The 19,100-nt window shown below is 54.3% G+C and carries 13 protein-coding genes and 2 pseudogenes; 6 read left to right on the forward strand and 9 right to left on the reverse strand.

Annotated elements, in window-relative coordinates; all coding sequences use genetic code 11:
- From ACIONG_RS10320 to ACIONG_RS10340, 5 genes and pseudogenes are all read left to right on the forward strand, one after another.
- A pseudogene (locus tag ACIONG_RS10320) lies at window positions 1–85 on the forward strand (type VI secretion system tube protein Hcp); the annotation flags it as partial.
- Between the two features lie 116 nt (window positions 86–201).
- The gene (locus tag ACIONG_RS10325) at window positions 202–2,157 is read left to right on the forward strand and encodes a type VI secretion system tip protein VgrG (protein WP_401298876.1); all 1,956 of its coding nucleotides are present in this window, start codon (window positions 202–204) and stop codon (window positions 2,155–2,157) included.
- A gap of 31 nt (window positions 2,158–2,188) precedes the next feature.
- The gene (locus ACIONG_RS10330; RefSeq protein WP_095190024.1) at window positions 2,189–2,638 is read left to right on the forward strand and encodes a DcrB-related protein; all 450 of its coding nucleotides are present in this window, start codon (window positions 2,189–2,191) and stop codon (window positions 2,636–2,638) included.
- 42 nt (window positions 2,639–2,680) lie between these two features.
- Entirely contained in the window at window positions 2,681–6,901 is a 4,221-nt protein-coding gene (locus ACIONG_RS10335) for an RHS repeat-associated core domain-containing protein (RefSeq protein WP_401298881.1), read from the forward strand.
- A 19-nt stretch (window positions 6,902–6,920) separates the two neighbouring features.
- Window positions 6,921–7,526, forward strand: a complete 606-nt coding sequence (locus tag ACIONG_RS10340) for a hypothetical protein (protein ID WP_401298883.1) — start codon at window positions 6,921–6,923, stop codon at window positions 7,524–7,526.
- 243 nt (window positions 7,527–7,769) lie between these two features.
- Here ACIONG_RS10340 and ACIONG_RS10345 read toward each other — a convergent pair.
- From ACIONG_RS10345 to ACIONG_RS10355, 3 genes and pseudogenes are all read right to left on the reverse strand, one after another.
- Window positions 7,770–8,226, reverse strand: a pseudogene (locus tag ACIONG_RS10345) (IS66 family transposase); the annotation flags it as partial.
- A gap of 13 nt (window positions 8,227–8,239) precedes the next feature.
- Window positions 8,240–8,434, reverse strand: coding sequence for a hypothetical protein (locus tag ACIONG_RS10350; protein ID WP_401298886.1), 195 nt, complete (start codon window positions 8,432–8,434; stop codon window positions 8,240–8,242).
- A gap of 55 nt (window positions 8,435–8,489) precedes the next feature.
- The gene (locus ACIONG_RS10355) at window positions 8,490–8,906 is read right to left on the reverse strand and encodes an antitoxin Xre/MbcA/ParS toxin-binding domain-containing protein (protein ID WP_401298889.1); all 417 of its coding nucleotides are present in this window, start codon (window positions 8,904–8,906) and stop codon (window positions 8,490–8,492) included.
- A 201-nt stretch (window positions 8,907–9,107) separates the two neighbouring features.
- Between ACIONG_RS10355 and ACIONG_RS10360 the strand changes: the two genes are divergently transcribed.
- Window positions 9,108–10,370 carry a YiiX/YebB-like N1pC/P60 family cysteine hydrolase gene (locus tag ACIONG_RS10360; RefSeq protein WP_401298892.1) on the forward strand — a complete coding sequence of 421 codons (1,263 nt, stop codon included), beginning with the start codon at window positions 9,108–9,110 and terminating at the stop codon, window positions 10,368–10,370.
- Window positions 10,371–10,597: 227 nt separating this feature from the next.
- Here ACIONG_RS10360 and ACIONG_RS10365 read toward each other — a convergent pair whose 3' ends face one another.
- The 6 genes from ACIONG_RS10365 to ACIONG_RS10390 all read right to left on the reverse strand — a co-directional run bounded on the left by ACIONG_RS10365 (window position 10,598) and on the right by ACIONG_RS10390 (window position 18,577).
- Window positions 10,598–12,022 (reverse strand): sigma-54-dependent transcriptional regulator, encoded by a 1,425-nt coding sequence (locus tag ACIONG_RS10365; RefSeq protein ID WP_401298895.1) that lies wholly within the window; start codon window positions 12,020–12,022, stop codon window positions 10,598–10,600.
- Window positions 12,019–13,539, reverse strand: a complete 1,521-nt coding sequence (locus ACIONG_RS10370) for a phosphatidylserine/phosphatidylglycerophosphate/cardiolipin synthase family protein (RefSeq protein WP_401298898.1) — start codon at window positions 13,537–13,539, stop codon at window positions 12,019–12,021. The genes ACIONG_RS10365 and ACIONG_RS10370 overlap by 4 nt, the downstream gene beginning before the upstream one ends.
- The gene (locus ACIONG_RS10375) at window positions 13,539–14,675 is read right to left on the reverse strand and encodes a hypothetical protein (RefSeq protein WP_401298901.1); all 1,137 of its coding nucleotides are present in this window, start codon (window positions 14,673–14,675) and stop codon (window positions 13,539–13,541) included. Before ACIONG_RS10375 ends, ACIONG_RS10370 begins: the two co-directional genes overlap by 1 nt.
- Entirely contained in the window at window positions 14,662–17,202 is a 2,541-nt protein-coding gene (locus ACIONG_RS10380) for an AAA domain-containing protein (RefSeq protein WP_401298904.1), read from the reverse strand. Before ACIONG_RS10380 ends, ACIONG_RS10375 begins: the two co-directional genes overlap by 14 nt.
- 282 nt (window positions 17,203–17,484) lie before the next feature.
- Window positions 17,485–18,216, reverse strand: a complete 732-nt coding sequence (locus tag ACIONG_RS10385) for a hypothetical protein (RefSeq protein WP_401298907.1) — start codon at window positions 18,214–18,216, stop codon at window positions 17,485–17,487.
- Between the two features lie 121 nt (window positions 18,217–18,337).
- Window positions 18,338–18,577, reverse strand: coding sequence for a hypothetical protein (locus tag ACIONG_RS10390; RefSeq protein WP_401298910.1), 240 nt, complete (start codon window positions 18,575–18,577; stop codon window positions 18,338–18,340).
- Between the last annotated feature and the right edge of the window lie 523 nt (window positions 18,578–19,100).

The raw sequence follows: 19,100 nt of genomic DNA on the forward strand, positions 1-19,100 counted from the left end.
GCAGTTCACCTACCGCAAAATCACCTGGACCCACGAAGTATCCGGTACTTCGGGTTCCGATGACTGGCGTGCTCCAGTCGTTTAATTACGGCTGACCGCTTCACACATCGGCCAGCTCTGCTGGTCGATGTTGCTTTGCCCTTCAAGAATCTTTGATCTGCTGATGAGGCTCGCGCCGCAGCACTGCACGAGGAACAACGGATGTTCAGTTCAGCCAATCAGACTCACTTCAGCCTGACTATCGAGGGGGTTCAGAGTGATCTCCAGGTGCTCTCCTTTTCCGGCAAGGAGGCTATCAGCACACCCTATGCCTTCGATGTAGAGCTGGTCAGCGAGCGACACGAACTGGACCTTGAAAGCTTGCTCCACAAGCCCGCTTTTCTCGCTTTCAGTGATAGAGGGGACGGAATCCACGGGATCATCCATCGAGTGGAACAAGGCGCCAGCGGCAAACGTCTGGCCCGCTACAGCCTGACGTTGGTTCCGCAACTTGCTTATTTGAGTCACCGAATCAACCAGCGCATTTTTCAACACTTGCCGGTCAACAAGATCATCGCGCAGGTACTGGAAGAGCACGGCATTCTGAGCAATGCCTATCAGTTCCAATTAAGTACGGTTTACCCCGAACGCGACTACTGCGTGCAGTACGACGAGTCAGACCTGCAGTTTGTCCAGCGCCTGTGCAGTGAGGAAGGTATTCACTATCACCATCAGCACAATCAAACGGGCCACCTGTTGGTGTTTGGTGATGATCAGACTGTGTTTCCCAAGTTAAGTCAGCCAACCGAGTATCAGGCCGGCACCGGTATGGTCGCGGACAAGCCAGTGGTCAAGGGGTTTGATTTGCGGGTGGAGGCTCGTACCAGCCGTACTACGCGGCGTGACTATGACTTTGAAAAACCGAGCATGCTGCTGGAGGCAAAGCACCAGACTGAAGGTCAGGCGCAGCAGCCAGACCTTGAAGACTATGACTACCCAGGTCAATTCATCAGTCGTGAACGTGGCAAGTTACTGAGTCAGCGTGCACTGGAGCGTCATCGCACGGATTACCGTCTGGTGAGAGGTAACAGCGACGAGCCGGCTCTGGTCAGCGGTCACTTCCTGACACTGGCTAACCATCCACGTACCGCGTGGAACGATCTCTGGCTGCTGACCGAGGTCTGCCACGAAGGTCTGCAACCACAAGTGCTCGAGGAGTCGATCACCAGTAATGCGCAGCCTGCGGATGGTTTTGTGCAGGGCTATCGCAACACGTTTTCTGCCACTCCCTGGGACACGTTGTTCCGTCCCTCCATGACGCTCAGAAAACCGGTTCTGGCCAGCCAAACGGCGAGAGTAACGGGACCTGAGGGGGAGGAAATACATTGCGATCAATACGGTAGGGTCAAGGTGCAGTTCCATTGGGACCGCGAAGGCCGCTTCGACGAAAACAGCAGTTGCTGGGTACGTGTGGCTTCCAGTTGGGCGGGGCCCGGATATGGTCAGGTGGTGATTCCGCGCATCGGTATGGAAGTATTCATCACCTTCGTGGAAGGCGATCCTGACAAGCCGTTAATTACGGGTTGTGTCCCGAACAAAATCACACCTGTGCCATATCCGCTACCGGCAAACAAAACCCGGAGCGTTTTCAAAACCAACAGCAGTCTTGGGGGCGGTGGCTCCAACGAGGTTCGTGTAGAGGACCGCAAGGGACAGGAACAGATCTACATCCATGCCCAGCGCGATCAGGACTGCACCGTCGAAAACAATGAAAGCCATTGGGTCGGAGTCAATCGAGTTCATTCGGTTGGTCAGGACGAAACCATCACCATCGGCCAAAACCGCGTCAGATTCGTCAAGGTCAATGACACGCTACAAGTTGGCGGCGCCAAACAGGACAGCGCCGGCACTCAATACCTGATGGAGGCGGGAATACAACTGCGTCTGGTCTGCGGCCAGAGTGTTTTCGAGATGAATGCCAGTGGAGAGATCAACCTGTATGGCACGAAGTTTAACTTCTCGGTAACGGGCGACGCACAGATCAATACCGGGGGCAATCTCGATATCAACATGCCTGGCGGGGCTGCCGCTACGGACCCTGGTGCTGATGGCGCAAAAGGTACCATCGATGGCAGGGTCGAAAGTGTTTTCTCCAATCCGCCACAACCAGCCTTTTGATCCCGCAACCCAACAAAATAGAGTCGAGTAAATGGATTATTTTATTCAGGAAGGCAAACTCACTTTGCCAACAGGCTTTCAGGACCGCAGCGTCAATATGTTTGTGCCGGGTGTCACCCTGCCGGCGCCATTCAGCCTGACCGTGTCACGTGATAACACACTTCCGAGCGAAGCCTTGCCCGACTACGTCGAACGTCAGGTCAGTCTGATTGCGGCGAAGCTGCGCAAATACCAACGCCAGAGCACCGTCCATGTCGAACTTTCTGCGCAATCGCCGATACCCGGCCTGCAAGTCGATGCGCACTACCAAAGCGATGGTCGCCCGGTTTACCAGCGCCAGGCCGCTTTCTTTGTCGGACCTGACCGGGCGCTGATTTTTACCGCCACCAGTCAGGTGCCATTCGACGATCAGTTGAATCAGCTATGGGTGAACGTTCTGGCAAGCTTTGAGCAGCACCCTCCTGTCACCGCAACACCCTAAGGACTCCCGACATAAAAGGTCGGCAAGACATGGAAGTTTCCGATGTTTGAAGCAGCACGGTTTGACGATGAGGTTGCTCATACCAACGCTCTCTTGGGGTTTTTGGTAGGTGCGGCGTTGGGACTGGCACTTGTCGCGGTTGCATCGATCTTTGTTGTTGCAACCTGTGGATTCGGTGCCGGGTTATTGGTCGGAATTTTGGCGGGCTTGGGAGGTTCCGGGCTGGTGATGGCGGGTGAAGCCATAGGGCGAATGTGCAAGGCGCCCGCCGGAGGGATCACGAGTGGTTCCAGTAATGTCCGTATCAATGGCCTCAAGGCAGCCTACGTGCAAGGCAGTGTCGGCATCTGCAAAAAACACCCAACACCACCGATGGTGGCGGAGGGTTCTGGCAAGGTATTTATCAACGGTCTGCCGGCTGCCCGCAAGGGCGACAAGCTGACCTGCGGCAGTGTGATCGACAGCGGTTCAGAGAACGTCTTTATCGGTGCTGAAAAGGAACAGTACCTACCGATCGACGATGAGGTACCCGAATGGCTGCGCAATACGGTTGATATCCTGATGATCGTAGCCGGCCTTGCCGGCAGCCTTGGGCAGTTAGCGCTCAAAGCTGGCCAGGTGGGTCTTAAAAAAGCGGCCCCCTGCGCACTGCAATTCGCCGCTGGTTTTGTGGCGGGTGAATTGGCTTCTCGGTTTGTCATCGGCCCGGCTATTAGCCGGGTGGCCGGCGGCCTGTTTGGCAACCCGGTGGATGCAATCAGCGGACGCAAATTGCTCCTGGAAGAGAGCGAAACAGACTTTGCTCTTCCGGGCCTCATGCCCATTGTCTGGTCGCGTTTCTATGCCAGTGACATCAGTCACGAAGGCCTGCTGGGAAGTGGCTGGGTGCTTCCGTGGGAGCAAAGCCTGCGCCTGGAAGATGACCAGCTTTACCTGCGCGACAACCAGGGGAGGAATCTTAATCTGCCGGTTCTTGAGCCGGGGGAGCGTTTTTTCCTCGCCAGCGAGCAGATGTTTCTGGTGTGCTCCGAAGGCGGGCACTACCTTATCCAGACGCTCGACAATACCTTCTTCTATTTCGGTGAGTTATCCGAAAGCGGCCAATCCTCGCCGCTGCGCCGCATCGAGAATGCACTGGGTCACTTCCTCACGTTCCACTACGACACACAAGATCGTCTGAGCGATGTCTGTGCTACCGGCGGCATTCGCCTTCACTTGTGTTACGACCACCATGCACGACGCCTGAGTCGAGTTGAACGGGTGGTGGACAACCGGTCAGTGGAAACCCTGGTTCAGTACCATTACGACGCCGCGGGACAACTCCAGAAAGTCATCAATCGCAACGGCGACCGGGTGCGTAATTTCGCCTACGAACACGGGTTAATGGTTGCTCACGAAAATGCGCTGGGACTGGTTTGTAATTACCGCTGGTCAACACGCTTCGACGATCATCAGCCTCGTGTAGTCGAGCACTGGACCAGCGACGGCGAGCGTTACCATTTCCAGTACGACCTTGCCCAGCGGCAAACTGAAATCCGTGACGTACTCGACCGAGTCGCCCGGATCCACTACAACGAAGGGCGTCGGGTAGTCGCCAGTCGTGATTTCGGTGGCGAGCAATATGGCTTCGAGCTGGACGCCTCGGGCAATATGACTGGTCTGGAGTTGCCCGATGGCAACAAACTGGCATTTGCCTACGACGACTATTCTCGCCTGGTCGAGGAGATCGATCCGCTGGGTCGCAGTACCTGCTACAGCTACCACCTTAACACCAGCCTGATAGCCAGTATCCAGCGCCCTGATGGCAGCAGCCAAAGCTGGGTCTACGACCGCAGCGGTACGTTGCTTGACAGTATTGACCCGCTGGGTCAGATCACCCAGTACTTCAACACCAATGATGGCCTGCCCCATAGCTGTACAGACCCAAAGGGGAATACCACCCGCCTGTGGTGGAACGGGCTAGGCCAAATTGAGCAGTATCAGGATTGTTCTGGTCATCGCAGTCACTATGCCTACGATGAAAGGCTGCATCTGGTCAGCATTACGGATGCCCTGGAACGCACGACTCGATTGACCCGCAAGTCCAGCGGTGAAGTAACTCGTATTGAGCATCCTGATGGTAGCCAAGACAGTTATAGCTACAACGTTCTTGGTCAATTGCTCAGCCACACGGATGCTGATGATCGCACCACCTACGTGACCCGTACCCCCCGTGGCTTGCTCAGCAAACGCCAAGACCCACGCGGTCAGTACGTTCATTATGAATACGATCAATGCCAACGCCTGATCGGTTTGCTCAACGAGAACAAAGTAGCCTATCGCTTCAGCTATGACGCCAGCGATCGTCTGAAAGAAGAAGTCCGAGTGGATGGTCTGCGCCGGCGTTTCAGCTATAGCCTCAGCGGTACCCTCACGCAGTTGGAAGAGTTGGCCCGGCAGGACTTCAGCGAGGTTTCGCGCCAGCAATACTTCGAGCACGACGCTGCAGGGCGCCTAGTCAGTCGCATCACTGACGACGCGCGTTTGGACTACCTCTACGACGATGTCGATCGCTTGATTGCCGTCGACCGTCAGCCCAGTGCAGCAGGCAAGGCTCTGGGAATCAGCAGTGACCATCTGACGTTCAGCTACGACGCCGCCGGCCAACTGCTGAGCGAAGACAGCAGCACCGGCAATCTCGTTTACAGCTACGACGAACTGGGTAATCTCACCCGTTTGGAATTGCCTGACGGGCGTAAGGTCAATCACCTTTACTACGGCAGCGGCCACCTGCACCAGATCAACCTTGACGGTCAGTTGATCAGCGACTTCGAGCGTGACGCCTTGCACCGCGAGACGCTGCGTACTCAAGGCTTGCTGACCAGTCGCTACGGTTACGACACCAAGGGGCGCAAGTTGTGGCAGGCAGCTATCCATTTGCCTCACGAGCAACTCAGCCAACTTCAGGAAAAAACCGACAACCTGCTCGGCCATCCGCAGCATCCAGCCACAGCCCTGCACCGTCGCTACCACTACAGTCCGGGGGGCGAAGTGCAGCGCGTGACGGACAAACAGCGTGGGGTGACAAACTTCACTTATGACGCCAGCGGCCAACTGCGCAGTCGTCAACCCGATCATCCGCAGTTGCAGACGGAAGACTTCTCCTACGATCCCGCCGGAAACCTCAGTGGCAGCGGTCGCTGGCAATTTGAAAGTCTGCCGGACAATCGCCTCGTGGCCTTCAAGGACTTGCGCTTCAGCTACGACACCTGGGGCAACCTCAGCGAGAAAAGCAGTGCGGCCGGAGGCATGCAACGCTTTCACTACGACAGCGAAAACCGTCTGATCCGCGCGCAAACCTGGCAGGGTACAACCTTGAGCAGCGAGGCTCGTTACCACTACGACGCCCTGGGCCGGCGCATAGGTAAACAGGTCACGCAAGACGGCCAGACTCAAGAAACAAAGTTCCTCTGGCAAGGCTTGCGTCTGCTCCAGGAACAACAGTCGCACTTACATAGCCTGTACCTCTACGAACCGGATAGCTATGCACCGCTGGCCCGTATCGACAGCGACCCCGAACTGCCGGAACAGGAAGCTCGACACTACTACTTCCACACCGACCAGATCGGTACGCCGCAGGAAATGACCAACGCCGAGGGGCACGTGGTGTGGCGCGCCTATTACAAGGCGTGGGGTGGACTGGAGGCGTTGTCACCGAATCTGGTTGATCAAAATTTACGCTTTCAGGGGCAGTACCACGACCGGGAAAGCGGACTGTACTACAACACGTTCAGGTACTACGATCCGGCGGTGGGGAGGTTCACCGCGCAAGATCCAATCGGGTTGATGGGCGGGGACAATCTTTATCGATATGCGCCGAATGCGTTGGGTTGGATTGATCCATTAGGATTGAGTTGCTCTATGGATGCACGGACGCTGCGTTTAAATATGGAAGCCGCAGGAAGATCCACTCCAAGCTTTAAAAACTCTGCACACCACGTTGTCATGTCAAATGCAAAAGATGTCAGGATGAGATGGCTTCGAAGGAGAATGGATAGATTGGGAATAGATGTGAACTCCGCCGAAAATGGGGTTTTTCTACCCTCGAGTAGCAAAGTTAGGCAGGCTGCGGGAGTTAATGCGCCAGCGCACTCAAAAATTCATACAGAGCTATATAAACAGAATGTCTTTGATCGACTTAAAGGGGTTGCTGATAAGCCCAGCTTTGAAGCGGAGTTAAGCAAAATTGCTTCCGAAATTTCCAGCGGCAGTTTTGCTTTTTAAATAACAGGAATATTATTTCATGAATAAATCTCACGAGCTTCAACAGCAATTCCACGAGCTTCAATTAAAGGCCGAGCACTTCCTGAGTGCCTATTTAAGTAGCGCAAATTTACGTGTGGTGAGAAATACCATAAGCAAAGGTGCTCTGTATAATTTTAGACCGTTTGAAATTCAGAGGTCAGGATCTAAGCTTGGTAAGGTTCTAAAGTCTCTGCCAAAAAACATAAAAAATACTCATGTTTACTATTTTGACAGAGAGAATAGGGTTGTATTTGTAGAGATTTACGGGCAGTCAGAAAACGTAATAAATAGAGAGTTCTATTTTTACGAGGAAGGAGAAATTAAGAGCATATATTTCAATGCTGCTGGCAGCATTAGGAATGTAATGCTCAGCCTGAATGAAGGCGATAAAATTAAGCAGGATATTAACTATGGAAAATTTGGCGAAAGCATTTCCGACTATATATATGTAGGCGACAGGCTAGAGTCAATAGAGGTCAAACAGAAAGAGCATGACCAAGAAAATTGGTCCAGCTATCAGGTCTTGTTCGAATATTCAGATGGGCAAGTTAGCAAGATTACTAACTCATTCCCTAACGGATATCAAGAACAGCGTTATCCATAGTTATGAGGTGTCTTGGCAGAGGTTCCTGCACGCTAGTAGCCCAAGGTGCCTCCTGTGATGTTAGCGGATGGCAACGTCCTACGTTCGCTTGGTTGCCCATGCGCTAACATATGTTGGCACTGATGTGATTTTGACCCAGGCTGCCGGAAATAATTGACCCACTCGGGGACTGAATAATTGATGGTCTATCTAAATCTTTCAAGGTCGGCATGGGGGTAGTGATGCCCTTGAGCAAGATACAAGCAATTTCCCTGCGATGGGCACCGCTATTTCCTGGCGTAGTCGCCAGCGATCTTCATCGATCATATCTTTGGCCTGCCACTCGAGCTCATACATGCCGCCGATTGAGTGCAGCTCTTGCTCAGCCAACTGGCTTTTGTTCGCCATGCAAGTCGAAGAACTTGCGACGGGCATGCGTCATACAGCCGATTTCGGTGATGCCCTGCTCGAAGCTGGCCTTGTAGCCAGCGAAGTCATCGCAGACGAGCTTACCGTACCATGTGCCCAGGAAGTTACGTGCATGTTCGCCAGCACGGCTGGGGCTGAAGTCGTAGACCACGGAGCTCAATGCAGAGAACGGCGTGGTGCAGTAGTCCCATAAATAGGCCCGATGCGTTTTCCTCTCGCCGGGCGCCAGCATCTGCACGGGTGTTTCATCAGCGTGCACGACACGCAGAGCCAGCACTGCCTCGCGCAGTGCTCCACTACCAGACTCAGACCAGTACAACGTCTTCGCGAAACGCGCTGGCGGTCTCAAGCTTCTTCGGATCATGGCCAACCCAGATTCCGGGCAGCGGATCGCAGAATGTAGGTATACCGATTTCGGCGTAGGTTCCGGCGCCAGTGAAAACAGCGACTCGTTTCGCATCACCGACCTGGGCGGCTACTGCTTCAATCGTACTGTTCATCTACCCTCTGCCACTGACGCGTCCTGAATAAGCCCATAACGAAAAGCATCGGGCGTCAGCAATACACGCCATATTTGATGCGCTCCAGATAGTCCCTGACTAACCGATAGCCATGAACGTCAGTGACAACACTACAAGGCGGCCGGTAATCCAGGCCGCGGGCGGGTTTGTTAAACCATTGAGCGGCAAGATCACGGCTTCCGAGTACGTCTTTGGCCTGGGACAGGAGCATGTCTCGCTGCTCCAGATAAGCCTGATAGTGCCTGCTCAGGAAAATCGAATATAGCTTGGAGGCCGTGACCTTCTCTATCGTTTCTTGAACGTGCTCAAGATTCATCTTGATGGCCAAGCCACAACGCTCGTGGAGGCTGGCATTCTTTATCAGCGTGAGATGAGGCATTCGGGTCGGCCGATCAATCACCGCAAGCTGATTGGCACTACGTTGTTGGTTAAAGGCCTTGAGTATGACCACGCCGTCATTCTTGACGCCGACTCGCTTGATGCGAAGGATTTGTACGTCGCGATGACGCGAGGAGCGAAATCTCTCACCATCATCGGGACAGCTCGACATCTACCTGCTTGAATGCCTATTCAGTTTTGAACATCTCGGATCGGTCACCAATATCCATCGCTCATTACCTACACAGGAGCAATATTCAATATGGAAGGTGAGATGAATGAATTGGAATTGAGGCCTCGAGTGTTCGTCTCCGACCTCATCCAGCTGGGCGATATTGTATTGACAACCACGCCCGATCCCATGAGCAAAACGATCTGTAAGGCCATCGGCGCGGACATCTCTCACGCTATGATTTGTGTGGGGAGGTCGAGTGTGATCGATTCTACTGGTGACGGAGTTCATGCGCGCAATCTCGAGCGGCTGATGCTTGAGCCAGGCTGCGCTGGATACGTTCTTCGGCCCGTTGCGCCCCTGACTACTGACCAACTGCACTCTGTTATCACCTTCGCCAGAGCTGCGGTTGGTACTCGATACACCAAGATCGGCGCCGCCAAGAGTGTGTTGGCTGGTTTTGTGGCAGGTCGGAAGCAGTTCTGCTCGAGATTGGTCGCGCAGGCTTATCAAAAGGCTGGTGCAAACCTAGTGTCGGATGCTGACTTTTGCCATCCAGGGGAGTTACTGAATAGCGCCGCGCTTTTTGAGGTTCCTAATGTGCTTAGAGATCTCAATAAGGAAGAAGAGGCTCGCTGGCGTGAAGATATTGACCACGTTCAGGCTATGAGGGATTCAACCAATGCTTTGCTTCGGGAAGCCCGAAAGCTGTCCTCTGAGATTGAATCACTCAACGACATTGATGCATACCTAGTAGACCATCAGGAGGCAGATGATCACCTAGTACAAGCTCTGAGAGCTTCAAGGTATCTTGAACTGTGGAAAGATGAGTTTGAAAGGAATGCTTGGCAGTATCACGTCGCCTTCATGGAGGGATCTGGAAGCTCGGCGGAGTACAAGCAGCGATACTGTGAAGAGCTGCTTGCAAGCGAGAAGTTAGGGCAAAACCGTTTTGTCCTGAACCATGCGGGCTACGTGACCGTGAACGCATTGCATCCGCGCCAATATTTCGCTCTGAAGATAGAGCTGTACGAGCTTCTGACACAGCTAAATGCTCGTCGCATTAGGGCGGCAACTGCTTGGCTTGAGCGTAAGGGGTTGCTTGAGCCGGAGCCTCGCACGCTGCTTCGTCCGCACACGCCGGAATGGTTCGCTTCGCTGCGCGAGTGGGACCCAAAGCAGGCCGCAATGACGGAAGCGGCCATCCGCGTAGCCGGAAGTTTGGATGTGTGCACTGTCTGTGCAGACGAGCCAGCCCGCGATTATGTCCTCTTGAGTGTTCCACCGGCTGGACCAGGGACGTGTCGACTTTGCGACGACTGCTTCCGCATCCGTTCCATTGACGAACCGATGAAGACTTTCTAGCCGCAAGTGAGGCGGCTGCACCCCGTACGTCAGCCGAGTGTCCACATGGGACCATTGGTCGTGAGTCCTCATCTTCTAAGGGCTTCTCTTGCAGTACGTCATGCTCTTGTCTGGTTGCCCCAGCTCTCAAATTTTTGGTGGGTGCCTCCGTAAAGCGACGCGTCGCCTGAGCAGATCGTTGGCGATGCCCGCACCGTTCCTGCAAATCCTGATCAGCAAAACGCTTGCTACGCAGAACGTGTGCTACCTATGAAAACAGCATCGCGCTGCAAAGTTTTCGCATCGCAGTCCAGTACCTTCGCCGCCTCTTTCCAAGTACCAAACTGCCTTTTAGTCCGAACCGCCAACGCCGCCTGAAAGTGTTTGGTCTGCTCTTCACGAGTACCGCTGTTCAGCGGCTCCGCACCCAGAGAGTCGACGGCTGCGGCGGACCATTGCTGAAGGGCTTTTTCCAGACTGCGAATTTCAGCACCAGGCTCGAACCATGCCGTGTACAGTGCTGCCAGCCGTTGTAGGTCACGCAGGTTGCCGTGCAGCGGGTGCTCTGCCAGAGTTCTCGCCAAGGCATCTGACCAAGGTGCTTGCGCGGGCATGTTGGGATCCACCCGGCAATCGACCCACACTTGCTCCCAATCCTGGCGGAGGTCTTCACGGCAATCGCGCAAGGCCGGCAGCCTGACGCAGAGGTGACTCAGGCGATCATAGAAGTCTTCGTCCAACCGCTCGCGCAGTTGTGCAATTGGCAGGTTTGATGCGCAGACCAGTTCGAAATCCACACTGATCTCGTCATCACTTCCGATGGGGCGGTAGCGTCGCTGGCGATCCTGGAAAACACGCACCAGTTGGCGTTGTGCGGAGCGGGGCAGGTCTTGAATTTCATCGAGAAAAAGAATCCCGCCATCGGCCTGCGCTAACAGCCCTTTGCGAGCTTGTGCTGCCCCCGTGAAGGCGCCTTTTACATGACCGAACAGCAGACTTTCGGCAAGCGCGGACTCCAGCCCGCCGCACGCCAAGGTGACCACTCTGTGCGGTCGCTGCTTGAGCGTTGCCACTTGGGTTTCAACCAAGCGGCTTTTCCCTGTACCGCGCTCGCCTAACAACAATAGCGGCACACCCGCCACACGCGCGAAACGAAAGAGGTTGTCGAGTGCGATACGGCGCGCTGTTGAGCGAGCTTCCGGGTCGTAAGAGGGCATGCTAGGTGCCAGCCGCTGCTGAAGGCGGACTTCGGCCAAGTAGGTGGTGACATCGAACTGAACAGGATCAAGTCGGCTAGGCTGTGATGACCAGAGGCAGGTGCCGGGTGCGAAGACGCCGCCAGCATGTAGAACCACCCACACACTGTGCATGGCTGGCGTGCCTGGTGAGACATTGATGTGCAGGGGGCCGGTAACGCTCTTAAGCTTGGGCACCACCTGCTGTTGAATCGCTTCATAGATGATCTGATGCTGGGTTGGATCGTCCAGTTTGATCTCGACCTGCTCCACCCGCGCATCGCTTATTAGGGGCGGAACGCTAGGGCAACTTTGCGCCTGTACCAGGTAGATCACACGACTGATCGGTATGTCTTGCTCAGCAAACTTGCAGAGTGCTCCCTTAAGCACCTCCAGGCCGTGCCGTTCAGAATGCCAGCAAAGTAGCGTCCCACTCATTTGCGTTGCTTCCTATCAATAACAATGGCTGCGGCGCCAACTTCGCCCAACAGCGCTAGCGCGGCGCTCAGTTCGCTTAGTTCGGTGATGGCCACCGCGAGTCGACCGTCCGGCTCCCGGAGCAATGTGGGGGAGTAGGGCTGAGGCTTTTCCTTCCCTTTAGAAGGGCGCATCTGTTCATTCGCTTTTGGATGGCAGGAAGGTGCTACTACCGACCAGTTGCATATCAAACGATGGGCCGGGTCGTTGCTTTGCGCGGGCTCGGAGACTGCTGGCCGTGGCGCTTGAAGTTGATGAGCTGAGCCTGCGATCACCTCGCCCAGATCAACCTCAGCTTCTGACAGGACCTGCACCTGATCCAGTTGGCCTTTGCGCCAAAGCTGCACGCTACCAGTTAGATCACCAAGCACCGGACTTGGTATCAAGTGCCAGGCGGCATTGTTTTGCCAGTGTTCAAGGCGGATTTTGAGTTCTTTTGCCTGCTGCATCGTCAGCAAAGCACCCAGCTCGAAGCCTCCATTCAGGCCATGTGCTTCTAGGTTGGCGGACATCACCATGGCATCTCCGAAATCTGTCCACAACGCTTTGGCATGCAGCCATTTGAATCCGTAAACATATGCACCACTCTCCGCCAACGTAAGCAATGCGGGCATGGCAGCCGGGCGGATTCGGGCCAACACCGTCACCTTGAGACCTTCACGGGCGCGGCGGCAAAGCGCTTGAACAACGGGATGCTGTTTATCCCAGCCAAAGCTGCTGACGATGATATGCGACGTTGCCCGCTGCACCGCTTGCAGTAACCATTCGGAGATACCTTGATGTTCATGCGTGGTGGCGCAGATGTCTGCACTGGCTGCCGGATGCGCCACATTAGCTACGGCATTGGCGGCTTTGAAGTCGCGGCCATCCAGCAACTCATGTTGTGCGGTTTGCCACATGGCCCAGCGAAGATAGCCGGCAATTCCTTTGACCTGCGCGGGGCTCAAGCGAACAGCGAGTTCTTCGTTACGCGTCAGCGCTTCCTTCGTGAGGTTGGCCGTGAGCAGGATGCCCGCTGGCTGAGTGTACGGATCGATCAGAACCGTCTTAGCGTGGAAATGTTCAGCGGTGCGGAACAGCACGGATTTGCCCAAGGTTTTGAGCATCGTCTTGTGATGCTCATGCGTGATCCTGTCGAACTCACCTTGGGCGGGCTCTCGGCCCAGTCGGGCTTCTGAGGCTAGCATCACATATACCCTGACACCTCGGTCGGCCGTGGCTTTGATTGCTGCTTCCAACTTTGAGTCTGCGATTAGAAAACTGCAGACCACAGCCATTTTTGTAGCTTGGTTCAGCAGGTCAATCAGCTCTTCACGCAACGCACCGTCGATACCGGAGAGATGGATTGATTCGCCGATTTCTGATGCGGGTTTGTGAGGTGCTTTGGTCCTTTGCCACGCTGCTGGCATTGGTAAGGTACGTTGGTCGAGTACCTCAGAGTGGGCGCGAGCCCAAGGGTTGTTTGTTTGTGTCGTCATTATAGTCCCCAGTCTTCAGCGGCAACCAAGTGCCAAGTGATGGCACGGCTTGTTTCCCGCTGCTGCCAAGTGTGTTCGGCGAGGTCTTTGCGCATTGGCATGCTCAAGTCGAATTTGTGGAACGGTGCGTAAGCATCCTCCGCCCATGCGGCAAACTTTGGTGAGCTGGCGTAGCTATTGATGCGTTCGACTAAGCGCCACTGCGCCCAATGCCGGGCATCTTCAAGCGAGGCAGGCATCAACGCCACTTGACTTACGCGTACATCGTCGAAGCGACCAAAGCGTTGCAGCTGCGGTGCAAACAGTTGCAGATCCGCGCGCAGGCTGTTGCGCTCGGCGGGACTGCTGGCGGCGAAGGATTTTTTTAATGCACGGGTTTCGTCGTCCCAGTCATCAAGCAACCCAGATGACTCAAGTAAACCTTGCCATACTTGGTGTGCCGTCATCTCAGGCGGCATGCAGGGTGCGTCGAAGAGGTTGTCACCCAGCTTGCCCTTTAAGTCCAGGCGGGCGGTGTCTACATTCCACGTGCTCCTTAGGGTCGCTTGCGTGTCCTGCGGTTGTAGGTTTTTCTCGAGATGATCAATTCGCAGCGCCACCTTGTTGCCATGCGGCGTGATGGTTTTGCCCAAAGCTTTTTGCAGCCACGAGGGAATTTTCTCTATAGTGGGCGGTGAATCTGATCGAGCTTCTTGCTTGGCCTGTGGCTCATTGTTGGGCTCTATCAGCAGTATCGGGCAGTCTAGCAATGGGTCATTGCTGGCCCACAGCCGCCAACTACCATATTCAGGCACGAAAACTTCCTTGCGTTGCAGGGCTTCATGACCGAGGTCGGTTAGGCCATAGGCCTTGCGAGAGGAGCGCGATCCGCCAGGTGAGGATACCGACTCGAGAAGCCCTAGCCCGCAGGCTATTTCCAGCAGGCGCGCGGCAGCCGCATGGCGGGAGTCCTCAAGCAGCAGGTGAACCGCGATGTCTTGAGCATCGACGGTCTCCTTCATTCCCGCGCGCTGCAAAACAGGCAACAACTCAGGGCGCCGAGTGGCTCGAGCAACCTCACCGAGGACGTGCCAGCAATAGGTAGTAATTTCGCGAGTTAGGACGATACCGCCGCGTTCGGTTTCAGTCATTTTCATACAGCGATACCCCCCAGTTTTCTTCAGCGGCCAGTCGGCCGAACAAGCTGTCTTTGGATCTGCCCAGACGGTGGCGGTCACCTACGATGATCCGGCAGTAACGCGCCCGTGTCAGCGCTACGTTGAGCCGATTGGGGCTCTGCAAGAATGCGGTCAGGTGATCGCGCGTCAGCGACAACAGCACCAGATCGGCTTCGTGTCCTTGGAAGCGGTCGACCGTGCACAGTTCCAGCGTGAGATAGGGATGTTTCACCGGCCCTTCGTTGAACGTGCCGTGTGCATAAGGGCTCTTGAACATTTTGCGCAGAGCTTTACGCAGCGCCCACTCCTGGCCGCGGTAGTAAGTAAGCACGGCGACCTCCCAGGGGTGGCCATCTTCCCGACGATTCTTGCTTGCCCAGCGTGCGAACCGCTTGACCTCTGCGATGACCTCATCTACTTCAGCCACGTTGGTGTTGGTGCGCGAATCAAACCGTGTTTTTACATGGCGCCAAGATGCAGGCTGCCTGTCGTAAGTCCAACTGCGCTCTGCAACCATCCGCTCAGAAGTGAATAGTGCTTCGCCGTTATAAATATGTGTGTGAGAAAAAGCTGCGATATCCGGATGCATGCGGTGCTGGTTGCTCAACTTCACATGGCGCATCGCAAGGACTTGGGGAGGTAAGCCATCACTTAGGGCATTGCCGGTCTTTTCCCGGGCACTGCGGCCGAACCCTTCTTGGATGGATTCAAGGATAGAAGGCAAGGCGACTTTACGCACCCGATCAACCTTCTTCGTAACGCCCTCAGGGTTGACGCATGCTCCCTCGACAGGAATCAGTTGATCGATCTCTGCTTGTTTGCGCGCCTGTTCGGAGCCTGCATGGTTGCTGCCGTGTCGCTGCTCGTAGTGGGCATTGATACGCCAGGCGAGCTCGCTGCTCCAATCAGGCGTAGCATCGGCTGTTCTGAGTTGCGGACTGCGCTGACGGATGGCTGCGGCACGGCGCTCGAGTGTTTCCGGCACCTGGCCACGGACCGTGGCGATGTCCAGAGGGAGCTCATCCAGCCTGGTGCTGAGGGCTTCGCGTGTGCCCAGCACAACTGTGGCGTCCCATAATGATGTGGTGTATTCAGTGTGGGCGAGCCGAATACCGTGTGCCAGCGCTTGGGCCTCGTAAGCTTGCCGCGTACCCTTTTCATCGCTGGCAATCACCGCACTGCGACGGCCCTTTTTCGCCATGAATATATCGACGCAAGCATTGCGTAGATTCGCCTGCGGCAAGCAAGCATCCAGATTTGCCGCCATGGCCTCTTCATCCACATAAGGCGACAGTTGGCGTACATCGCCGACCACAACCCAACGCTTCGCTAGTACTGCTGGCACGAGAAATTCGTGGAATGTTGTCTTCGACGCTTCATCAAGAATCAGCATGTCGTACAGTGGTTGATTACTGCGCCTTTTCTTCAGTTCGGGATGCTGCAGGATGCCTGTGGTCGTACCGCAAATAAGGTTGGCGGTATTGAGCACCAGGTCTGTGATGAAATCCTCGTCGTGGCGTAAGGTGTCGAGCAATGTTTGTTGAGCCTCACTCCGTTCTGGCTGATTAAGCAAGGCCGTTTGCAGGCGCTTGCGCTCGGTTTCCCGGAACGTCTCAAGCTGCCATTTGCGTGCCTTCTCGGAAACTTTGCGTTTCTCGCCGATGCGCACTGGAATGATTTCATTGCGATGCCTATTACGAACATCCATGAGTTTTTCCAGCACGTTATCCACAGCCACGTGAGTCGAGGCACACAGCAGTACGCGTTTGCCTTGCTTAGCCATTTGCAGGATCAGCTCACAGATCGCCGTGGTTTTTCCCGAACCTGGCGGACCTTCCAACAGCATAAAGTCCGGCGTGTTGAGGGCCTTTTCAACGAAGCGACGTTGCTCATCGGTCCCGGGGCGATCTAGGTCGGTCAGCAATTTCCATTCGTCGCTCTCCAGAGTTGGCGCTGAAAAGTCTGGCCATCGCGCGTGATCATTGGCCTCGAGCAGGCGCAGCAACGGCCGGTGGCTTATCGAAGGCGTGTCTTGCAGGCAGGCGATTGCTTCCATCTGACGTCTGAGCGTGTGGGTATTAGGACGCAGCAGCAATTGGCTTTTGGTGGGGACACGTTCCAGGAGAAGGCGCTGGCCGGTTGGATCCCGATCAAGGATGCGTATGGGCTGCAGTCGACTGAAGTTGTAATCGCCCCGGTGGCTTTGAGACACGTCGTATTCGTATACCTCCCGCGCGCTTTCGTCCAGAAACTCCCGGAATGTTACGTCCGCTTCGTTGGGGCGGTCGTTTGGGGATTCCAGGCAGATCCATGAGCCCGGAGATTCTTCTTCGCCTTTGGTAGATGGTGCTTGTATCCAGCCGAGCCGTTTGATTGCGTGATCACTTGTGAGGTATTTCTCGGTGTGCTGCAGGAAGTCACTGAAGTCTCTAAGGCTGTGGAAAACCCTTCTCATCAAGATGTCGGGACGGTGTGGTTCGAGGTTTTGATAGTAGAGCATGGCCATCAGGTCAGTTCCGTTGGGTGTTTGTTTGCAGGGTCCATTGCAATGGGTATGCCTGAAGTGAATTTTTTTTAAATATATGATTTTTATAGTTTTTTTATTTGTGTTTCGACTGCTGTGGGGGTGTAGATGTCTCATCTTGGACAAAATTGTCCCTTTCCATGCGGGGTGTGCGGATGGAGTGGTTGATGTAGTTTTGACTAAGTGGTGGCCAGTAACCGTTAGAAACATGCCAGTGGCTATGGCCATTGCTTGGGGGTTTTACAGCAGCCCGAACCGCATGTTTCAGCGCTTGTGCTTCTTAGTTTTTTTCTTACGTCGTTCTAGCTTTTTATAAAATACAATTTTATTCCACTGCTCTGCCACTTCGCCAGCCTGCCTATAAACGCCTTTACTCATTTTAATGCTTTCAAGTAGTTCAAGTATTATAGGAGATATCTCCATTCTCTGTTTTTTAAGAATGAAAATCATCTGATGTGAAAACACAAAAAGACACAGGGCGGTCAATAAAAGCGTTATCTGAATCCACAGGGATTCCGCAGGCGCGTATGCGCCGGAGTTAATCTGTATCAGATAATAGTTAAATACGCCTATGATGGAAAACTGAAGCCCAATCAAGGACCGTGTCATGGTCTTAGGAAGTCGGACGCCGACAATTTTTCGTTTTTTCAACGCAAAACTGTCGTACACACTTAACAATAAAAATGGGAAGCCAGCAAAAGCTATGTCAATACTTGACAGGCTGTAGTCCGCTGAAGAAATGTTAATAATGAATGTAAGTGATAAGCCGCCAAGCAGTGCTATACAGAAGTCTTTATTCAGTTCGCCATAAAACTCCCTGTAATAAGGGGAGCTTCGTCCAGTCAAAGCTTGAATGCAGTCATAGGTGTATACCGTGCCGAGGATCCACGAGACGGATATCGCGGACAACAGAAAAAAATTCCACCAGGAGTGATATTGAAAACTCAGCTGCCACAAAGTCGATGCGACAGCGACGAAAAACAGGATGTATTTCATTAGGTTTATTCAACCTCTCATTGGCACGAGTGTTACGTTTGGCAGCTTGCTTAAGCCTGTGTTGATCAGCAATTCATGCATCGCACGGGGGGGCGCATTTTTCCAAGCTGGATTAGGTCATTCATGCGCAAGCCATGAGCGCCTTTGCGTCGTCATCGTTGAGCATAAACACCCCTGCCGCCACACTTGATCCTGATTGCATGGCTAGAGTGGTCTGGATGAGCAGATCCTGAAGTACGCCTTTGGCTTCGTTTTCTAAGATATAGGGAAGGAAGGTGTCGATGAGTTGTTGATCAGAAAGAGTGGTGTCTGGCATGAATAAGCGCTCCAGCTTCGACTGGAGAGCCTGCTTGTTCTGCATGGGCGATACCAGTTGTCCTAGGGTAGAGCACGGAGCGTACCTGCCAGGGTGAGAGTTTGTCATCCGGCAAAATCACCCTAACATGTTGCGGCCTGGACAGCTCGCCAGCGCCTTCACTAGTGCACGCATGTTGAGGCCAGTAATGCATGGGAACTAAGGGCTTAAAGGGGGGAGCACTGATAATAAAACGGCAACGAGACTATTTTTTGTCTGGATACGTCTACTTGATGAGCAATGCGACGAAATAAAAAGTCAGGGCATTCACTAGTTAACTCCGACTAAGACCCTTCCCCTGGCCGGAGAATCTGTCCATGCAAACAATGATCCTTTTCCAAAGTGGCATTCCGGTCGACAGATCAACCCCATGTCTGGTTAATGACCATCGGTCTCTTTGACTATTTCATCCCTCGCCGCGCGCTCTAGTACCCAGGGGCAGATAGTCGCTGCGAGGTTTCTAAATCGATACTTTCAGCGTTTGATAGCGCGGTCCTTGGTGCTTTGGATTGCTTTGACGCCGGTTTCC

It is taken from the genome of Pseudomonas sp. NPDC087817 (genome assembly GCF_044742875.1).
Taxonomy (GTDB): domain Bacteria; phylum Pseudomonadota; class Gammaproteobacteria; order Pseudomonadales; family Pseudomonadaceae; genus Aquipseudomonas.